Origin of the sequence: Sphingomonas montana, from assembly GCF_001956315.1 — a bacterium.
Taxonomy (GTDB): Bacteria; Pseudomonadota; Alphaproteobacteria; order Sphingomonadales; family Sphingomonadaceae; genus Sphingomonas_R; species Sphingomonas_R montana.
Genome location: NZ_MOLY01000016.1, coordinates 1 through 19,286 on the forward strand (window position 1 = coordinate 1; position 19,286 = coordinate 19,286).

General features: G+C 69.8%; 13 protein-coding genes and 1 pseudogene. 8 read left to right on the top strand and 6 right to left on the bottom strand.

Annotated elements, in window-relative coordinates:
• The 3 genes and pseudogenes from BKY59_RS06950 to BKY59_RS06960 form a co-directional block, all read left to right on the top strand.
• Positions 1–318 (top strand): annotated as a pseudogene (locus BKY59_RS06950) (exodeoxyribonuclease VII large subunit); the annotation flags it as partial.
• Positions 319–340: 22 nt separating this feature from the next.
• The gene (locus BKY59_RS06955) at positions 341–538 is read left to right on the top strand and encodes a DUF2093 domain-containing protein (protein WP_076070138.1); all 198 of its coding nucleotides are present in this window, start codon (positions 341–343) and stop codon (positions 536–538) included.
• Positions 535–1,422, top strand: coding sequence for a M23 family metallopeptidase (locus tag BKY59_RS06960; RefSeq protein ID WP_240499999.1), 888 nt, complete (start codon positions 535–537; stop codon positions 1,420–1,422). The genes BKY59_RS06955 and BKY59_RS06960 overlap by 4 nt, the downstream gene beginning before the upstream one ends.
• A 36-nt stretch (positions 1,423–1,458) precedes the next feature.
• On the opposite strand, the gene BKY59_RS17625 is transcribed toward BKY59_RS06960, so the two are convergent.
• Complete coding sequence (locus BKY59_RS17625) at positions 1,459–2,424, bottom strand: TauD/TfdA family dioxygenase (RefSeq protein ID WP_076070075.1); 966 nt, start codon at positions 2,422–2,424, stop codon at positions 1,459–1,461.
• A gap of 48 nt (positions 2,425–2,472) precedes the next feature.
• Between BKY59_RS17625 and BKY59_RS17630 the strand changes: the two genes are divergently transcribed.
• A complete protein-coding gene (locus BKY59_RS17630; protein ID WP_076070078.1) occupies positions 2,473–3,450 on the top strand; it encodes a hypothetical protein in 978 nt (325 codons plus the stop codon).
• Here the strand turns inward: BKY59_RS17630 and BKY59_RS17635 are convergent.
• The gene (locus BKY59_RS17635) at positions 3,447–3,992 is read right to left on the bottom strand and encodes a hypothetical protein (protein ID WP_076070080.1); all 546 of its coding nucleotides are present in this window, start codon (positions 3,990–3,992) and stop codon (positions 3,447–3,449) included. The genes BKY59_RS17630 and BKY59_RS17635 overlap by 4 nt on opposite strands.
• A gap of 219 nt (positions 3,993–4,211) precedes the next feature.
• On the opposite strand from BKY59_RS17635, the gene BKY59_RS06980 reads away from it, so the two are divergent.
• Positions 4,212–7,415 carry a TonB-dependent receptor domain-containing protein gene (locus BKY59_RS06980; protein WP_076070084.1) on the top strand — a complete coding sequence of 1,068 codons (3,204 nt, stop codon included), beginning with the start codon at positions 4,212–4,214 and terminating at the stop codon, positions 7,413–7,415.
• 483 nt (positions 7,416–7,898) lie between these two features.
• On the opposite strand, the gene BKY59_RS06985 is transcribed toward BKY59_RS06980, so the two are convergent.
• Complete coding sequence (locus BKY59_RS06985; RefSeq protein ID WP_165374802.1) at positions 7,899–9,554, bottom strand: tetratricopeptide repeat-containing sulfotransferase family protein; 1,656 nt, start codon at positions 9,552–9,554, stop codon at positions 7,899–7,901.
• Positions 9,555–9,630: 76 nt separating this feature from the next.
• On the opposite strand from BKY59_RS06985, the gene BKY59_RS06990 reads away from it, so the two are divergent.
• Complete coding sequence (locus tag BKY59_RS06990; protein WP_129586252.1) at positions 9,631–9,897, top strand: hypothetical protein; 267 nt, start codon at positions 9,631–9,633, stop codon at positions 9,895–9,897.
• A 13-nt stretch (positions 9,898–9,910) separates the two neighbouring features.
• Here the strand turns inward: BKY59_RS06990 and BKY59_RS06995 are convergent, their stop codons facing one another.
• On the bottom strand, positions 9,911–11,083 hold the full coding sequence (locus BKY59_RS06995) for an aspartyl/asparaginyl beta-hydroxylase domain-containing protein (RefSeq protein WP_076070094.1): 1,173 nt from the start codon (positions 11,081–11,083) through the stop codon (positions 9,911–9,913).
• Positions 11,080–12,216, bottom strand: a complete 1,137-nt coding sequence (locus tag BKY59_RS07000; protein ID WP_240500000.1) for a hypothetical protein — start codon at positions 12,214–12,216, stop codon at positions 11,080–11,082. The genes BKY59_RS06995 and BKY59_RS07000 overlap by 4 nt, the downstream gene beginning before the upstream one ends.
• 23 nt (positions 12,217–12,239) lie before the next feature.
• Here BKY59_RS07000 and BKY59_RS07005 point away from each other — a divergent pair, with 23 nt between their 5' ends.
• On the top strand, positions 12,240–13,526 hold the full coding sequence (locus BKY59_RS07005) for an aspartyl/asparaginyl beta-hydroxylase domain-containing protein (RefSeq protein ID WP_076070098.1): 1,287 nt from the start codon (positions 12,240–12,242) through the stop codon (positions 13,524–13,526).
• A gap of 41 nt (positions 13,527–13,567) precedes the next feature.
• Here BKY59_RS07005 and clpB read toward each other — a convergent pair whose 3' ends face one another.
• On the bottom strand, positions 13,568–16,144 hold the full coding sequence (clpB, locus tag BKY59_RS07010) for an ATP-dependent chaperone ClpB (RefSeq protein WP_076070100.1): 2,577 nt from the start codon (positions 16,142–16,144) through the stop codon (positions 13,568–13,570).
• 264 nt (positions 16,145–16,408) lie between these two features.
• Between clpB and BKY59_RS07015 the strand changes: the two genes are divergently transcribed.
• Positions 16,409–19,228 carry a M16 family metallopeptidase gene (locus BKY59_RS07015; protein ID WP_076070102.1) on the top strand — a complete coding sequence of 940 codons (2,820 nt, stop codon included), beginning with the start codon at positions 16,409–16,411 and terminating at the stop codon, positions 19,226–19,228.
• Positions 19,229–19,286: the final 58 nt, after the last annotated feature.

Below are 19,286 nucleotides of genomic sequence, written 5' to 3' on the forward strand. Positions count from 1 at the left end.
ACGCGGCTGGCGGCGGCGCGGTTCGGGCCGGCGCTGGTGCAGCGGCCGCTGGCCGAGCGCGCGGCCCTGGTGGCGCAGGCCGGGCGGTTGCTGGAACAGCTCGACCCGAACCGGCCGCTGGCGCGTGGGTATGTGAAGGTGGAGCGCCGGGGCGATGCCAATGGGCCGGGGAGCGTGCTGACGAGCGCGGCGGCGGCGCGCGCGGCGGGGGCGCTGACGCTGCACTTCGCCGACGGCGCGGTCGATGCGCGGGTTGAGAAAGCGGGGGCCGCCCCCTATCCCAAGGTGCGGGCGGACCAGCCCGGATTGTTCGAGTGAGCGACGTTATGACGATATGCCGATGCTGATGTCCCCGGGGCGGCCCGCGAAGCTGCTATATATGGCGAACAATTTCCGGATACTGGTGCGTGGCGACCATGTCGTGTGCGCCGGCACGGGTGTCGCCATCCCGCTCGACACGCTGAAATATTGGAGCGTGGAGCGGCAGGAGCCCTATGCGACCGCGCAGGCGGCGAGCGCGGCGATGCTGCCCGAGTGATTCGCGTCCTGCTGCTGGCGACCGCCGTGCCCGTCGCGGCATGGGGGATGCCGCCGGCGCTGACCCTGCCCGCGGATACCGCAACGCAGGCGGCGCGCGAGACGGGCGGTGCGCGGGCCGACGGACTCATGCTGTCCGGCGCGGTGCGGCAGGGCGGGCTGGTGCGCGGCACGGCGCCGGCGGGCACGACCGCGCTGACGCTGGACGGGGAGACGCTCGCGATGGCGCCGGACGGGCGGTTCCTGATCGGGCTGGACCGCGATGCGCCGCCGACCGCGCGGCTGGTGGCGACCCGCGTGGACGGAACGGACAGCGTGCGTATGCTGGCGGTGCAGCCGGGCACCTGGCGGATCCAGTCGCTGCCGACCCTGCCCAAGGCGACCCCGCGGACGGCGGAGCAGATCGCCCGACGCGCGGACGAGATCGCGCAGATCGTGGCGGCGCGGGCCACCATGCACGCGACGGACGGCTGGCGGCAGACGCCGGTCTGGCCGGTGACCGGGCGGATCAGCGGCGTGTTCGGATCGCAGCGCATCTATGCGGGCGAACCCGGCGCCTATCACGGCGGCGTCGATATCGCGCGACCGACGGGGACGCCGGTGGCGAGCCCGCTGGACGGCGTGGTGGTGCTGGCGGCGGAGGTTCCGTTCAGCCTGGAGGGGCATTTGCTGCTGATCGATCACGGCATGGGGCTGGGCAGCGCGTTCCTCCATCTGTCGCGGATCGACGTACGCGTCGGCGACCGGGTGACGCGCGGGCAGCCGGTGGGGGCGATCGGCGCGACCGGGCGCGCGACGGGTCCGCACCTGCACTGGGCGATGACCTGGAACGGGCGGCGTATCGACCCGCAGCCGCTGGCCGGGGCAATGGCGGTCAATCGGTAAGGTTCCAGATGCGCGCCGGGCGCCGACGCGGCCGGATCAGCGCACCAGATGCGGCGGCAGCGGGGGGTGGAAGCCCGGCCGGCGCCATGCCGGGTTCGGCGGCTCTTCCGGATCGGGGCGGGCGAAGCCGACATAGCCGAAATAGGTCGCGATCAGCCGCTCGCGCGCGTCGAGGATCGCGGTTCGGCCATGCATGAAACGCGTATTGTCGAGCATCAGGACGTCGCCGGCCTGCCATTCGACCGGCGCGGTCACGCTTTCGCCGGCGGCGCGGATCGCCTGCAGCCAGGATTCCGGCACCGGGTGGCCGTCGTCCAGCACCGGAAAATCGGGTCGGTTGTTGTTGAACCGCGCGAAGAGCAGGAAATTGCCGAACGCGGGTTCGTCGATGAACATCGGGCGGTGCAGCGCGGGGCGCGTGAAGACGCACACGACGTTGCCCTCGATCCGGCGGAAGAAATAGGGGCAGGACGGCGGCGGGGCGGCGAGCGTCGCATCGTCCGGATCGGGCGTGCCCAGCCAGTAGTCGAGCAACGCAGGCCAGGTCGGCTTGATGTACAGCAGCCGGCGGTCCTGCAGGTTGCGGCGCAGCACGTCTGGCAACGCGCGGACCAGCGCGACGCCGTCGCAGATCGTCGTGGCGCCACCGCGCGACGGCGGCGAGAAGCAGGCGAAGAAGGCGACGTCCGGCTTCCACGGTTCGCGCGACAATTCGGGGTGGAGCGAAAAGGCACGGGTGCCGCCGTCGACACTGTGGATGTTGGCGGCCGGATCGATCGGCTGGCGACCGGGGCTCTCGTTCATCACCGATGTTGCGCAATACTGGCGGGCGAACGCCCGGAACTGTCCGATGTCGGCACCGAAGCCGCGCAGCAGCAGCGCGCCGTGGGTCTTGTAGAGATCGACGATCAGCGCCGGATCGACGTCCGAAATCGCGGTTTCGCCGTCGGGCGCGATCAGGACCTGGGGGCGGCCGGGTTCGGGCAGGCTGATACGGGGCATCGTCAGCCGGGGATAGCGGCAAACCGGCGGCCGGGCTATAGCCGAGACATGCTCCTGACGCTCAACAGTCTCTACGCCTCCCCCGACCATTATCTGCACAGTTTCGACGGCCGCGACGCCCTGTTCGTGCCGATGGACCGGGCGGCCTATCATCGGTCGATCTTCCTGGACGGGCGGATTTCGCCCGCGGCGGAAGGATCGCTGCGGCTGCCGGTCGCGACCCTGCTGCAGGCCGTACCGCGGCCCGCGCCGACGGGGTGGATCTTCCACGTCGCGCATTGCGGATCGACGCTGCTGGCGTCCGCGCTGGACCTGGAACCGGGCAATCTGGTGCTGCGCGAGCCGCTGGGCCTGCGGCAACTGGCGTTCGATGCGGCGGACGGGCGGCTCGACGTGATGCTGGCAATTCTGTCGCGCCGCTATGATCCGGACCGGCCGACGATCGTGAAGGCGAACGTGCCGGTCAATTTCATGTTGCCGGCGCTGGTGCAGCGCGATCCGGCGGCGCGCGCGATCTTCCTGCATCTGCCGTTGCGGGGCTATCTGCACGCCATCCTGCGCAGCGATCCGCACCGGCAGTGGGTGCGCCGGGTCACGACGCAGCAGGCGGCGCGGCTGGGCGACATGACGGGCTGGTCCGATGCGGCGCGCGCCGCCGCGCTGTGGCTGGCGCAGATGCGTGCGTTCGCCGCGGCGATCGTTGCCATGCCGCACGCACGCAGCCTGGATGCGGAGACGTTCCTGACGGACCCGCGGCCGGTGCTGGCCAGGGCGGCGGCACATCTGGACGTGCCGTTGTCGGACCCGGAAATCGCCGAGCGTGTCGCCGGGCCGTTGTTCGCAACCTATTCCAAGAACCGCGATGTCCCGTTCAGCAATGCCGATCGGCTGGCGCGGCGGCGGCAGGCGGAGACCGACCTGGCCGGCGAGATCGCGATCGCCGAGACGTGGATCGCGCCGCACGCCGATCTTGCCCGCGCGGCCACCGCGACGATCGCGGCCGTCGCGCTGTGTGAAGGGGCCTAGCGGACGCGGACCCCGCGGACGGTGCGCTGCCCGGCGATCGCCAAGAAATAGTTGCCCATCGCACCCTTGCGCAGCCGGATGCGGTCCCCGACGCGGGGCGGGAACGGCATCGGGTCCGTCGTGCTCCAGACCGCGTCGCCCTCCGCCAGCCGCAGTTCGACGCGGCCGTTGGCGCCTGGCTGGACGCGGGCGATCGTGGTGTTCAGCTCCTCGAACGCGGGCTCCCTGCTGCGCCCGTCGCCCCGGTCCGCACCGTCGAACAGCGCGATGCGGGGCAGCGTGAACCCGAACAGCGATCGCCGCACGTTGCGGATATCCTGACGGTCGACGATCGTGACGGCCTTCGATCGCACCGCGGTCTCGAGCGCGGTGGTCGCCTTGTCGAAACAGTCGAGCCGCGCGTCGGGCGCGGCCAGCGTGCGGCAGCGCGACAACGATTGCAGGACCGCATCGCCGGTCGGCGTGGCACCGCTCGGTTGCGCCGCAGCCACGCCGGCCATGCCGAGCAGGACTGCAAATGTGACATAGTGGCTGAAAGTCACGGACGATCCCCCTGATCCCTGTTTCGCCAACGCTAAGCCAGGCCGGTACCATCGACAAGCCGCGGCGGATGTTGCCGCATTGCAACAGGGACGGTGATTATTGCGGTCCCGTTACAGGGCCATTGGCGCTTTCCGATTTCTGAATTACGCCTGACACATACACTCGAACCGCGGCAGGCAACGACCCGCTGCGCGCAGGTGAAACAAGGGGGAAATTCCATGCTCAGTCCTAATCGTTCGCGCCTGCTCGCATCGACGTTGATGGCCAGTGCGGCGTTCGTGGCCCAGCCCGCGTTCGCGCAAACCGCCGATCCGGCCAGCCAGCCCAAGACGGGCGTGCAGAGCAGCGATCCGGCCGCCCCGGCCGCAGGGATTTCCAGCGCCGACTCGGCACCGCCCGCCGGCGAGAACAGCACGGGCGACATCGTCGTCACCGGCACGCTGATCCGCAATCCGAACCTGATTTCGTCGAGCCCGGTCGCGGTCATCGGCCAGGAAGAGATCGCACTGCGGCAGTCGAACACGGCCGAGCAGATCCTGCGCGACCTGCCGGGTGCGGTGCCCAGCATCGGTTCCGCGGTGAACAACGGCAATGGCGGCGCGGCATTCGCCGATCTTCGCGGCCTCGGCAACTTCCGCAACGTCGTCCTGCTGGATGGCACGCGCATCGCACCGTCCAGCACGGTCGGCCGCGTCGATCTGAACAACATCCCGCTGGCCCTGGTCGAGCGCGTCGACACGCTGACCGGCGGTGCCGCCACGACCTACGGCGCCGATGCGGTTTCGGGCGTCATCAACTTCATCACCCGTTCCGATTTCTCGGGCATCGAAATCAACGCATCGGAGCAGCTGACCGAGCGTGGCGACGGCGAGACGACGCGGATCGACCTGACGATCGGCGGCAATTTCGGCGACGATCGCGGCAACGCTGTGCTCTCGGTCGGCTACCAGAATGCCGATCCCGTCTATCAGGGCGCGCGCCGAATCTCGCAGAACAACTACACGTCCACCTCGGGCGGCCGTGGCGGTTCGGGCACGACCGTACCGGGCCGCTTCACGCTGGGCACCGCGTTCAACAGCATCGTTCCGGAAAACGGCACGCTGCGGCCGTATCTCGGTTCGCGCGACGGGTTCAACTTCAACCCGTACAATGTGTTTCAGACGCCGTTCAAGCGGTTCAACATCTACGGTGCGGCGCATTATGACGTGGCCGACAACGTCCAGGTCTATACGTGCGGGCTGTTTTCCAAGAACACGGTGAACACGATCATCGCGCCGTCCGGCATCTTCTCTTCCGGCGTCGTCATCCCGCTGAGCAATCCGTACCTGCCCGCCGGCGCGCGCCAGCAGTTCTGCAACGCGGGCAACATCTTCGCAGCCGGGCAGGACCCGATCAACAACCTGCGCGGGACGTTCAACCCGAACGGCGTCGTCGCACAGGGCCCGCTGAGCGCGGCGCAGTGCAACGCGGCGGCAGCGGCCACCAACCCGGCCGATCCGAACTTCCGCACCGTGCTGACCACCGTGGGTCGCCGGCTGACCGAGGCCGGCCCGCGCGTTTCCGACTACACCACGACGGTGTTCGACTACCGCGCCGGCGTGAAGGTGGGGATCACCCAGTCGATCGACCTCGACCTCTCGGGTTCGTACGGTGAATCGACCAACCGCCAGATCCAGTCCGGTTACGTGCTGACGTCGCGCGCCCGCGCCGCGGCCTACGCCACCAACACCGCGACCTGTCTGCCCGGTGCACCGGGCGGTGCGGCAGGCAGCGGCTGCGTTCCGCTGAACCTGTTCGGCGGCGACGGATCGATCACGCAGCAGCAGGTCGACTATCTGACCGAAGCCAGCACGACCGAGCAGTCCACGTCGCTGGCCCAGGCCCGCGCCCTGCTGAGCGGTGACATCGGCGTATCGTCGCCGTTCGCCAGCGAGCCGATCGGCTTCGCGCTGGGCGGTGAGTTCCGCAAGTACACCGCATCGCAGACCGCCGACGTGCTGTCGCAGACCGCGGGCGAACTGGGCGGTGCCGGCGGCGCCGTGCCGAACTACCGCGGCAGCTACAACGTCTACGAAGGCTATGGCGAAATCATCGCGCCGATCGTCAGCGACGTTCCGGGCTTCAAGAGCCTGACCCTAGAGGCCGGTCTGCGCTACTCGGCCTACAACGTGCAGGGCGGCGGCGGTTACAACACCACCACCTACAAGGGCGGCGGCACGTGGGAACCGTTCGACGGCCTGAAGGCACGCGGCAACTTCCAGCGTGCGGTGCGCGCACCGAACATCAACGAACTATTCGCGCCGTCCAACACCGGGCTGACCAGCCTGTCGGCCGATCCGTGCCGGACGACCCGCAACGCCGCCGGTGCGATCACCTATGCCGGCCCGCTGACCGACGCCAACCTGCGCGCGGTCTGCATCGCGCAGGGCGCACCTGCCGCCGCGATCGGGCTGATCGCCAATCCGACCGCGGCACAGGCAAACGGCACCACGTCGGGCAGCCTGAACGTCCGTCCGGAAAAAGCCGACTCCTACACGTTCGGTGTCGTCATCCAGCCGGACTTCGTGCCTGGCCTGTCGATCACGGTCGACTATTACAATATCCGCATCAAGGACGCGATTTCGCAGCCGACGGTCGGCGATATCGTTGATGGCTGCTTCAGCGCGGCCAGCACGAACAACCCGCTGTGCCAGCTGATCCGGCGTAACCCGGTGACGGGCGCTCTGGACGGCGATGTGGCGACCACCGCCGGTATCATCTTCCCGCTGTCCAACTCGGGTCGGATCCTGACGGACGGTATCGATCTCGGCGTCAACTATCGCCGCGACCTGGGCTTTGCGAAGCTGAACCTGAGCTTCCAGGGCAACTGGACCAACCGGTCCGAGTTCCAGTCGATCGTGCCGGGTGCCACCATCCCGGTGGGCTTCCCGGGTGCCGGCGGCGCGTTGCCGACCTCCGATCCGCGCGAGTGCGTCGGTCTCTACGGTCAGAATTGTGGTTCGCCGGGGTCGGCCGGTCCGAACTCGGCACCGGGTTCGCTGCAGCCTGAGTTCACCTGGAACCAGCGCACGACAGTGACGTTCGGCGCCGCCGACTTCTCGCTGCTGTGGCGTCATATCGACAAGATGCGGGTCGAGCCGGGTGTCACGACCTTCGCCGGCACGATCGCGGCGGGCGCGCTGGCCGGAGAGGAAGTCAATTTCGGGCGGATCAAGTCGGCCGACTATTTCGATCTGGCCACTCGCGTGGGCGTCAGCGACAATTTTGACTTGACGCTGACCGTCATGAACCTGTTCGACAAGACCCCGCCGCTCGTCGGCGGCACGATCGGCAACGTGTCGTTCAACAGCGGCAACACCTATCCTTCGACGTACGACGCCCTGGGCCGCCGCTACGCCGTGGGTGCCCGCCTGAAGTTCTAGGCGGCGGATCGCCGACCTGCCGGGCGACCGGCGGGCGGCAGCCGCGACGACGCCCGCGTCGTCCGGTGGACATGCTTCGCTTCCGAAACGGGGGTGGTCGAAAGGCCGCCCCCTTTTTCGCGTCCGGATCCCCGCCGGCGAGCCGCGCGGGGCGATCCGGCGCGTTTGATTTGGCCTGGATGACGGGGACGAAGCTGCTGCGGCGTCCGTTGCGCGTATGCGATCCCGTCGGGTCTTCGGTATGTCGTGGTCCCTGTCCGACCTGCGCGTGGAGGGCCAGGCGAGGCTGTTAAGCGCGTCGGCGCGTCGGGCGTGCTGCGCGCGGGTGTCACGACGGCGTGCCCGGCGTCGTGCTTGCGCAAAGTCGTATCGCAGTGTCCCCGGTCGTCGATGCGTTCGGGGCGGGCCGAATGTGACGCCATCAAACCGGGTACGGCGTTTGCGATGTCCGGTTGCCCGCGGCGTCGGCGTGCGGCGGCGGGCTCAGGTATCGAAGCCGAAGCGCTCTATCCAGGGGGCGAGGATCGGCAGCGCGGGGGCGAGCGGATCGGCATAGCGCCGCCATTGGCCGCGTCCGTCGAACAGGCCGCGGCGGACCTGTCCGGCGCTGGCGGTGCGGACGCCACGGGCCTGCGCCGTTCGGTCGAAGCGCAGGAAGGCGTCGGTCCATTCCAGCCCGACGAAATCCGCGACCGCGCGGACCGTCGCCTCGAAATCGGTGACCAGCCGGTCGTAGCGGACCTCGTGGCAGGCGAGCGGCAGCCGTTCGCGACAGAGTTCGGTCAGCGTCATGAGCGCGTCGTAATGGCGGGCGGTCTCCTCCAGCTCGCTGAAGGCCCAGGCCGCGGTGCTGGGCGTGAAGTTGATCCGGAAACAGCTGAGCACCACGTCGCGCGGGTCGCGCCGCATGACGAGGATGCGGGCGGTGGGAAACAGGCGGGCGATCAGCGGCAGCTTGATGCCGTTGAACGGGTTCATGTCGACGAAGGTCCGGCCATCGACATCGCCGGCAAGTGCCGCGACGCGGCGCCAGTAGGCGGCGCGCAAGGCAGCCAGCCGATCGGCATCGATGGCATCGAGCGCCGGCATCGTACCGTCGTTGGCGATCAGCACGCCGTCCGCGTCGGCCAGCGTGTCGCGTTCCTCCAACGCCACCACGCCGGGCGCGCTGGCCAGCACGTTTTCGACAAGCGTCGTCCCGGAGCGCGGATAGCCGAGCAGGAAGACATGCGTCGCCGCGGCACCGGGGACCGGCGGCGGTGGGGGGGGCGGTGCCATGGGGGGCGAAGCGCGGACCTGATCGGCGATGGCGCGGATGAACATGCGATGCGAGGGGCGACCGTCCGCAGGCGCGAGATCGGTGCGATGCAGGTCGCGAAACGCCTGCTGCGCGCGGGTCCAGGTGGCGAACGCGTCGGCCGTGCGGTCCTGCCGGTCGAGCGCATCGCCGAGCAGCGTGAGCGCGCGGATGCGATCCTCGCCCTTGACGCCCTTTCCGCTGCGGTCGAGCAGCGCGATCAGCCGCTGCTGTGCCGCCGCGCCGTCGCGTGCCTCGATCTCGATCGTCGCCAGCGCGCAGACCGCAGTGGGCTCGGCCGGGTCGAGCGCGAGCGCGGCCAGGGCCATGCGCCGGCCGGCGATCGGATCGCCGTCCTTTGCCGCGAGATCGGCCAGCTTGGCCATGGCGGGCGCGAGCGCCGGATCGAGCGACAGCGCGCGTTCGTAGCTGGCGCGCGCCGCGGCCCAGTTGCGCAGCGCATCGTGGATGTAGCCGCGTTCCAGCCAGAACGGCGCATGATGCGGCACGGTGGCGATCGACCGGTCGATGATGACCAGCGCATCGTCGGCCCGGCCTTCCTTGCGCAGGACCGCGGCGATCGCGGCGAGCACGAGCGGATCGCCGGGCACGAGCGCCAGCGCGCGCTGGAGGAGCTGGTGCGCGCCGGCATAGTCGCCGGCTTCCTCCCGCCGCCAGGCCGCGAGGTTGAGCAGCATCGGATCGCCGGCACCACCCGCCAGCGCGGTTTCGGCGAGCCGTGCCGCAGTCTCGATCGCGCCGGATGCGAGCGCCCGGTCGATCCGCGCGCGCAGGGTGGCCGCGGCGGGGGCGGGGCGTTTCGGCACTGGCTTCTGACGCATGGCGGCCCCCTGGCGCATGGACTTTCCACGGCCCTTGCTTTGACGTAGCCTGCACCGGACTTGCAAGGGGGCCGACATGGCAAGAGCACTGATTGCCGGGACGATGATGCTCTATTGTGCGGCGGGGGCCATCGCGGCACCGCCGGCCAAGGACGCCATCGAGCGGTCGAGCGACCCGCGCGACAAGATGGTCTGCAAGCGGTTCCTGGAAACCGGATCGCTGGTGAAGGGTCAGCGCGTCTGCAAGACGAAGGGCGACTGGGAGCGATCCCGCGCCGAAGCGCGCATGCTGGATACCACACGGTCCTGCGGCGCGGCGGGGACCGAGGGGTTGTGCAAATAATTTGACCGGTGGATCAGGCGCCGGCCTGATCGCCGGCGACCGGGCCATAGGCACCGATCGCTTCGTACAAGGTGGTCAGGGCGGTCCGTTCGGACGCGTCGAGTTCCGGCCGCCAGATTTCGAACAGCAGCACGACACGGATCGAGTCGCCGTCGTTCCAGGCCTCATGCTCGATCGAATCGTCGAAGATGAGCATGCGGCCGGGTTCGACCGTGCGCGTCTGGTTGCCGACGCGCAGCCGGCAGCCGGGCGGCACGATCAGCGGCAGGTGGCAGATCAGCCGTGTGTTGAGCATGCCGTTGTGCGGCGGGATGTGCGTGCCGGGTTCGAGGACGGAGAACAGCGCCATCGGCGAGCGGCCGGCGATGTGCGGGATCGGCAGCGCGGCAAGGGCGGCCGCCGTGGCCGGGCAGCGCGCTATGTTGGCGGCGATGGGCGTGCCGTTGTCGAAGAAGTGGAACGCGCTCCAGCGGCGATCGTCCAGCAGGGCGTGCCGCTTGGTCGGGCGATCGGCCTCCGCCACCACATAGGGGGCGAGCGCGGTGCGATCGGCGAGCAGGCGTTCGGCCTCCGCCCGGATGGCCGGGGCGGCAGCCTCGAGTGCCGCGACCCAGCCGAACGCCCCCGCGTCGAAGAACGGGCGCGGGGCGAGATGCGGATAGTAGAAGCTCGTGGGCTGCTGGACCATCGCGGGTGCGCGGCCGGCGAGGATTTCGAGCGCCTCGGCAAAGCGCGGCGCGGTGGTGGCCGGGTCGACGCCGGCGGCGGCGAACGCGTGATCGAGATGCGCCTCGAACGCCCTGGCTGACGCAGCCACGGTCGCCTCCGCCCGGCGCAGTGCGGCGAGCAGATCGGCGGGCAGCGTGCCGGCCCGCGGGGCCTGTGCCAGGGCCGCCTGGTACCAGCTGACCGCGACACGCGTGGCGCCGGCCGCGCCGTGCAGGTCGCCGCGCATGATGAGCGCGTAGAGGTTCGTCGGTTCGGCAGCGAGGACGGCATCGAGCGCGCGGTGCGCCGGCGCGGCATCGCCGAGTGCGGTGCAGGCCTGGGCGAGCAGCAGGCGGAGCTGGTGCGTGCCGCGGCCCGCCGCCTCGATCCGTTCGAACGCCGTTCGTGCGGTGCGTGCGTCGCCGCGGCGCAGGGCATCGACGCCGGACCGGGCGAGCGCGGTGAAGTCGGCGGTCATGGCAGGGCTCCGGCGAACAGGGGGGCGGTGGGTACGAGCGACACGCCCATCGTGCGGGCGACGGCCTCCGCCCAGGTGGCGACCTTTTCGATCTCGTCGGCATGGACCTGCGCGCCGTCCTGCTGTTCGCGCGTGCGATCGTCGGCGGCAAAGGCGGTGCCGTGCTTGGAATGGCGGGTGAAGGCCGGGCCGGTGACGATGTCGCGCAGGGCGGCGGCGTCGAGCGGCAGGCCGAACAGGGCGGCCAGGCGGCGCATCGCCCGTTCGGGATCGGCGGTCAGGACTTCGCTGTCGAGCGTCCGGACGCGGGCGAGCCCGAACTGCGCGACCAGCCGGCCGAACAGCGCCTGCTGCGCCAACCAGCCGATGGCCGCGACCTGAAGATCGCTGTGGCCGAGATGGTCACGCGGCGTGAAGCCGAGATCGACCAGTCCGTCGTCGAGCAGCCCGAGCAGGAGCGTGCGGACCCAGAGCCGGCCGTCCATCCCCTTGCGCGCGATCGACCCGAGATAGAGCCGGAGCGGTGCGGAGAGCAGGACGGCGCGCGCGTCCGGCCGCAGCGTAAGGATGGCCGGGATGAGCCCGCCCACGATGTTGGACGGCTTGACCACCACCGCCTCCCCCGGTCCGAACGGCCGCGCGAGGAGGGTCAGGACGTCGTCCAGCACGGCGGCCATGTCGGGCCCCGGGCTGCCGCGGCGGCGCCAGCCGATGATGTCCTGCAGGATCGGCGGTTCCTTCAGGCCCATCGCCCAGCCGGGGCGGTCGAAGGCGCGCGCGACGAGGGTCGAGCAGCAGAAGGCGCTGTGGAATATGAAATGCAGCGGGGCCGGCGGCGGCGCGGCGGCGACTGCGGCACGGCGCGGGACGATGCGCGGTTCCAGGCCGTGCGGGAGATAGTCGTCCGAAAGGAAGGTCGCGGCGCGGTGCATCGTCCGCGGCACTGGCAGGAAATGCACCATGTCGTCCGTCGGATCATAGCGGTGCGCGAGCCAGGTCGCGTCACGCGCCACGTCGCGCGGCGCCGCTGAGGGTGCGGATGGGCGCGGCGGCGGCTGGACGGGCCGATCCTTGTCCGGTTGGGCGATCATGGCGTCCGGTGTGCGCGACGCGTCCACCGTTTGTCTACCCACCGCATCCGGTATAGCGTGACGCCATGAACGAGACCGATATCCGCAACCGGTTGCTGACGGCCGGACAGGCGCAGCGGACGGGCGACCGGCAGGCGGCGGCCGCGATCTACCGGGACATCATCGCCCGCGCGGGCGAGCAGCCGGTCGCGCTGAACGCGCTGGGGATGCAGGCGCTGGGCAGCGGCGATCCGGTTGCCGCCGCCGCGCTGTTCCGCCGTGCCGCGGCGGCCGATCCGCGATCGCCGGACCTGTGCATCAACCTGGCCACGGCGTTGCGGCGGCAGGGCGACGATGCGGGGGAGCAGGCGGCGCTGGAGGCGGTGCTGGCGATCGACCAGCGGCATTTCATGGCATTGGTACGGCTGGCCGAGCTGTTCGAGCGGACCGGGCAGGAGGCGCGCGCGGCCGAGCGATGGAGCGGGGTGCTGGCCATCGCGGCGCTGATGGACGACCGCAGTCCGGCGGTCGAAACGATGCTGGTCCATGCGCGGGCCAAGGTCGTGCGGCAGCAGGCGTCGTTCGCGGATGCGATCGAGGCCGGACTGGGCGCGGCGCGCGAGGCGGTGACGCAGGGCGCGCGCCGGCGGTTCGATGCCTGTATCGATCATCTGCTGGGGCGGCGGGAAATCCACGCCAACCGGTGCAGCGGGCTGCATTTTCCGTTCCTGCCGGCCGACGAGTTCTTCGACCGGGACCATTTCCCGTGGATGGCGAAGCTGGAGGCGCAGACGGATGTCATCCGGGCCGAGCTGGTCGCATTGCTGGCCGAGGATGCCGCCGCCATCACGCCCTATGTCGCGATGCCGTCCGGCACGCCCGAGAATAAATGGTCGCCGCTCGACAACAGGCTGGCCTGGGGCGCGTTCCACCTGTGGAAGAACGGACGGCGCGACGATGCGGCGTGCGCGCGCTGCCCCGCGACGACCGCGATCATCGAGGCGTTGCCGCTGGCCGAATTGCCCGAACGCGCGCCGACGGTCTTCTTCTCGCTGCTGCAACCCGGCACCCACCTGCCGGCGCATAGCGGGGTCAGCAATGTGCGGGCGATCGTCCACCTGCCACTGATCGTGCCGGCGGGTTGCACGTTCCGGGTAGGTGGCGAGACGCGCGACTGGCGCGAGGGGGAGGCCTGGGCGTTCGACGACACGATCGACCATGAAGCGTGGAACCGATCGGACGCGCTGCGCGCGATCCTGATCTTCGACGTGTGGAACCCGCATATCCGTGCGGAAGAACGGGCGTTGCTGCGCGCGTTCTTCCCGGTTGCGGATGCCCATGGCTACGACCTGCGCGCTTCGGTCGGGGACTGATAGGATCCCCCGGCTGCCGACCGGGGGACCCTGTGCCGACGCTAGGCCGCGATCACCAGTGCGCCGTCGCCCTCGTCCACGTTGACGGTGCTGCCGTCGGGCACGTCGCCGCGCAGGATCGCGTCGGCGAGCGGGTCCTGCAGATAGCGCTGGACCGCACGGCGCAGCGGCCGTGCGCCGTAGACGGGGTCGTAGCCGACCCGGCCGAGCCAGGCGCGCGCGGCGTCCGTCAACGCCAGCGTGACCTTGCGATCCGCCAGCAGCCGCTGGACGTGCGCGACCTGGATATCGACGATCGGGGCCATGTGCGCCTGGCCCAGCCGGTGGAACAGGATGATCTCGTCCAGCCGGTTGAGGAATTCGGGGCGGAAATGGCCGCGGACGATCTCCATCACCTGCGGTTCGACGCTTTCGACCGTCTGGTCGTCGGTCAGGTGGGCGAGATACTGGCTGCCGAGGTTGGAGGTCAGCACGATCAGCGTGTTGGAGAAGTCGACCGTGCGACCCTGTCCGTCGGTCAGCCGGCCGTCGTCGAGCACCTGGAGCAGGATGTTGAAGACGTCCGGGTGCGCCTTCTCGACCTCGTCGAACAGCACGACCTGGTAGGGCCGGCGGCGGACCGCCTCGGTCAGGACGCCGCCCTCGTCATAGCCGACATAACCGGGGGGCGCCCCGACCAGTCGCGAGACGGCGTGCTTCTCCATATATTCCGACATGTCGATGCGGACCATCGCGGCATCGTCGTCGAACAGGAAGCCGGCGAGCGCCTTGGTGAGTTCGGTCTTGCCGACGCCCGTTGGGCCGAGGAACAGGAAGGAGCCGAGCGGCCGGCCGGGATCCTGCATGCCCGCCCGCGCGCGGCGGACGGCGCGGCTGACCGCCTTCACCGCCTGGTCCTGGCCGATGACGCGCTTGCCGATGATCGATTCCATCGCGATCAGCTTGTCGCGTTCGCCCTGGAGCATGCGGTCGACCGGGATGCCGGTCCAGCGGCTGACGACGCCGGCGATGTCGTCGGCGGTCACCTCCTCGCGCAGCATCGCGCCTTCGGCGGCGCTCTCGGCCTCCGCCAGCTGGCGTTCAAGGCCGGGGATGACGCCGTAGGACAGCTCGCCCGCGCGGCCGAGATCGCCCTTGCGCTGTGCCTGGTCGAGTTCGATGCGCGCGGCGTCGAGCTGGCCCTTCACCACCGCCTCGGCGTTGATCTTGTCCTTTTCACCCAGCCAGCGCGTGGTGAGCGCGCCGGACTGCTCCTCCAGATCGGCGAGGTCGGCCTCGAGCGTGTCGAGCCGGTCCTTCGACGCGGCGTCGGTCTCGCGCTTCAGCGCCTCGCGCTCGATCTTCAGTCGGATGATGCGGCGGTCGAGCGATTCGATCTCTTCGGGCTTGGACTCGACCTCCATGCGGAGGCGCGAGGCGGCCTCGTCCATCAGGTCGATCGCCTTGTCGGGCAGGAAGCGGTCGGCGATGTAGCGGTGCGACAGCGTGGCGGCGGCGACCAGCGCGCCGTCCGCGATCCGGACGCCGTGGTGGAGTTCGTACTTCTCCTTCAACCCGCGCAGGATCGAGATCGTGTCCTCGACCGTGGGTTCGCCGACGAAGACGGGCTGGAAGCGGCGCTGGAGTGCGGCGTCCTTTTCGACATATTTGCGATATTCGTCGAGCGTGGTGGCGCCGATGCAGTGCAGTTCGCCGCGGGCGAGCGCGGGTTTGAGCAGGTTGCCGGCGTCCATCGCGCCCTCCGACTTGCCCGCGCCGATCAGCGTGTGCATCTCGTCGATGAACAGCACGACCTCGCCCTCGGCCTGGCGGACCTCGTCGAGCACGCCCTTCAGCCGCTCTTCGAACTCGCCGCGATATTTCGCACCAGCGATGAGCGAGCCCATGTCGAGCGCCATGAGGCGGCGGTCCTTGAGGCCGTCCGGCACATCGCCGTTGATGATGCGGAGCGCGAGCCCCTCCGCGATCGCGGTCTTGCCGACGCCGGGCTCGCCGATCAGCACGGGGTTGTTCTTGGTGCGGCGCGCCAGGATCTGGATCGTGCGGCGGATTTCCTCGTCGCGGCCGATGACGGGGTCGAGCTTGCCGTCGCGCGCCGCCTGCGTCAGGTCGCGGGCGAATTTCTTGAGCGCGTCGTAGCGGTCCTCGGCACCGGCGGTGTCGGCGGAGCGGCCCTTGCGGAGGGCGTTAATGGCGCTGTTGAGCGCGTCGGCCTTCACCTTGGCGGCGGCGAGTGCCTTGCCCGCGGCGGTGGCGGGCGACAGGACGAGCGCCAGCAGCAGCCGTTCGACGGTGACATAGCTGTCGCCCGCCTTCTGCGCGACCTGTTCGGCGGTGTCGAGCGCGCGGACGAGATCATTGTCGATGCCGGGCGTCTGCTGCGCGCCGCCACCCGAGACGGCCGGGATCCTGGCGAGCGCGGCGTCGGTTTCGCGCAGCGCGGTCTTGGCATCGCCGCCGGCGGCCGCGATGAGGCCGGACGCCATGCCCTGCTCATCCTCGAGCAGCGCCTTCAGCATATGTTCGGTGCCGATCCGCTGATGGCTCATGCGGATCGCGACGGTCTGCGCGGACTGGAGAAAGCCCTTTGCACGGTCGGTGAATTTTTCGAGGTTCATGGTGGCTCCCCTTGGTGTTGGTCGCGATATGGTGTTGCGGTTATGTCACACAAGGTTCCCCCCTCCCTTTTAAGAGAGGGGTCGGGGGGTGGGTGCTACCTGTTCGTCGTCGCGACGGTGCATTCGGGGCGCTGTTGCACCCACCCCCAACCCCCTCCCCTGAAAGGGAGGGGGCTTTCGGTTGCGCTTTGCAGTATGCGAACCCTTCCCCACCGTTGGTCGGGCGCGCATATGGAGATATCCGTTCCATCCCGAGGAAACCGCATGCGTCCCTGGCTGTCCGCGTCCCTGATGACCCTGCTGCTGTCGGCGGCACCCGCCGCGATGGCGCAGGCCGCCGCCACCCAGATCGCCAAGCCCGCCGAGCTGGTGAGCCAGGTGCGGATCCCGTACGAGCAGTTCACGCTGCCCAACGGGTTGCGCGTGATCGTCCATACCGACCGCAAGGCGCCGGTGGTGGCGGTGTCGGTCTGGTATCATGTCGGGTCGAAGAACGAACCGGCCGGCAAGACCGGCTATGCGCATCTGTTCGAGCATCTGATGTTCAACGGATCGGAGAATGCGCCGGGCGATTTCTTCGAGCCGCTGGAGCAGGTCGGCGCGACCGACTATAACGGCACGACCTATTACGACCGGACCAATTATTTCGAGACAGTGCCGACCCCGGCGCTGGAGCGTGCGCTGTGGCTGGAAAGCGACCGGATGGGGCATCTGCTGGGCGCGATCAGCCAGAAGAACCTGACCAACCAGATCGGCGTGGTGCAGAACGAGAAACGGTCCGGCGACAACGAGCCCTACGGCCTGGTGGACTACCGGATCGGTGAGACGCTGTACCCCGTCGGCCACCCGTACCGGCACAGCACGATCGGTTCGATGGCGGACCTTTCGGCGGCGAGCATGGACGATGTGAAGGGCTGGTTCCGCAGCAATTACGGGCCGAACAATGCCGTGCTGGTGCTGGCCGGCGATATCGACGTCGCCACGGCGCGCACGATGACGACGAAATATTTCGGCGACATCGCGCGCGGGCCGACGCCGCCCAAGGTGGTGGCGCCCGTCCCCACGCTGCCCGCGCGCAAGGACGAGGTGATGACCGACCGCGTCGCCACCACCCGCCTGCTGCGCACCTGGGCGGTGCCGGGCATGCTGGACAAGGATGCCGCCGCGCTGGACGTGGTGGGCGGCGTGCTGGGCGGCCTAGCCAGTTCGCGGTTGGACAACATTCTGGTGCGGGGCGAGAAGCTCGCGGTCGCGGTGTCGGCTTCGTACAGCGGTTTCGAGGATGCCGGGCAGTTTTCGGTCTCGATGGACGTCCGGCCGGGCGTGGACGCAGGCGTGGCGGGCAGGCGGCTGGATGCGATCATCGCCGATTTCATCCGCACCGGGCCGACCGCGGACGAGGTGTCGCGCTATGTGACGAGCAGTGCCGCGCGGCAGATCAAGGGGCTGGAATCGGTCGGCGGGTTCGGCGGCAAGGCCGTGGCGCTGGCCGAAGGCGCGGTCTATGCGGGCGACCCGGGTTATTATGCCAAGCAGCTGGCGGCGCTGGCCGCGGTGACGCCGGCCGGGGCGCAGGCCGTGGCGCAGAGATGGCTGTCGCGCCCGGTCTACGCGCTGTCGATCGTGCCGGGTGCGCGCGAAGGCTATGTCGAGGCGCCGGCCGTGGACGTGAAGAAGGACGAGACGGCGGCGGCCGCGGCCGGACCGGTCGGGCGCGGCGGGTTGCCGCCGGTGGGCACGATGAAGGCGCTGGAATTCCCGGCGGTGCAGCGCGCGAAACTGTCGAACGGGATCGACGTGATCTATGCGCAGCGCACGGCGGTGCCGGTGACGAAGGTGGCGGTCAGCTTCGATGCCGGCAACGCCGCCGATCCGAAGGCGAAGCTGGGCACGCAATCGCTGATGCTGGCGTTGCTGGACGAGGGCACGCGGACGCGCAATTCGATCCAGATCGCCGAAGCGCAGGAACGGCTGGGAGCCGCGATCGGCGCGCGGGCATCGATGGACCGGACGATCGTGTCGCTGGACGCGCTGACCGCCAACCTGGCCCCGTCGCTGGACCTGATGCAGGACATCGTGCGCAACCCGGCATTCGCGCCGGCCGAGGTGGACCGGCTGCGCAATACGCAGCTGGCGCGGATCGCGTCGGAACTGACGCAGCCGCAGGGGATCGCGCTGCGCACGTTGCCGGCGGTGCTGTACGGCCCGAACCACCCCTATGCCGTGCCGTTCAGCGGTACGGGCGACCCGGCGGTGGTGGCGAAGCTGACCGCGGCCGACATGGCGGCGTTCCACCGCGCGTGGATCCGGCCGGACGGGGCGAAGATCTTCGTCGTGTCGTCGGCACCACTGGCGACCGTGCAGGCGATGCTGGAACAGAGCTTCGGCGGCTGGCGCCCGCCTGCGGCCCCGCGATCGGTGAAGGACCTGAGCGCCGCCACGCCGGCCCCGCGGCCGCGGATCGTGCTGATCGACCGGCCGCAGTCGCCGCAGTCGCTGATCCTGGGCGGCCTGGTGCTGCCGCAGAAGGGGACGGACGACCTGACCCGGCTGGAGGTGGCGAACGACGTGCTGGGCGGGTCGTTCCTGTCGCGGCTGAACACCGACCTGCGCGAAACCAAGGGCTGGTCCTACGGCGTCAGCGGATCGGTCAGCCGGCTGCTGGGGCCGGTGCCGTATCTGGTGTCCGCGCCGGTGCAGACCGACCGGACGGGTGCGTCGATCACCGCGCTGAAGACCGACATGGCGGCGTTCCTCGGGCCGGACGGGATCACGCCGGCGGAACTGGAGCGGACGGTGAACGGGCGGGTGCGCGAACTGGCGGGCACGTTCGAGGGATCGGGCGACGTGCTGGGCGGGTTGCAGCGGATCGACCTGTATGGCTGGCGCGACGACCATTATCAGCGGCTGGCCGCGCAGTACCGCGCGCTGACCGCGCCGCAGCTGGACGCAGCGGCACGCGCGGCGATCGATCCGGCGAAGATCGTGTGGATCGTGGTGGGCGATGCGGCCAAGGTGCGGCCGCAGTTGGTGGACACCGGGTTGCCGGTGGAGGTGGTGCCGGGGGCTGTTGCTGCGGAGTAGGTTCGCGAGGTTCTTAGCCCCTCTCCTTCAGGGGAGGGGTTGATGGGCTTGATGCTCC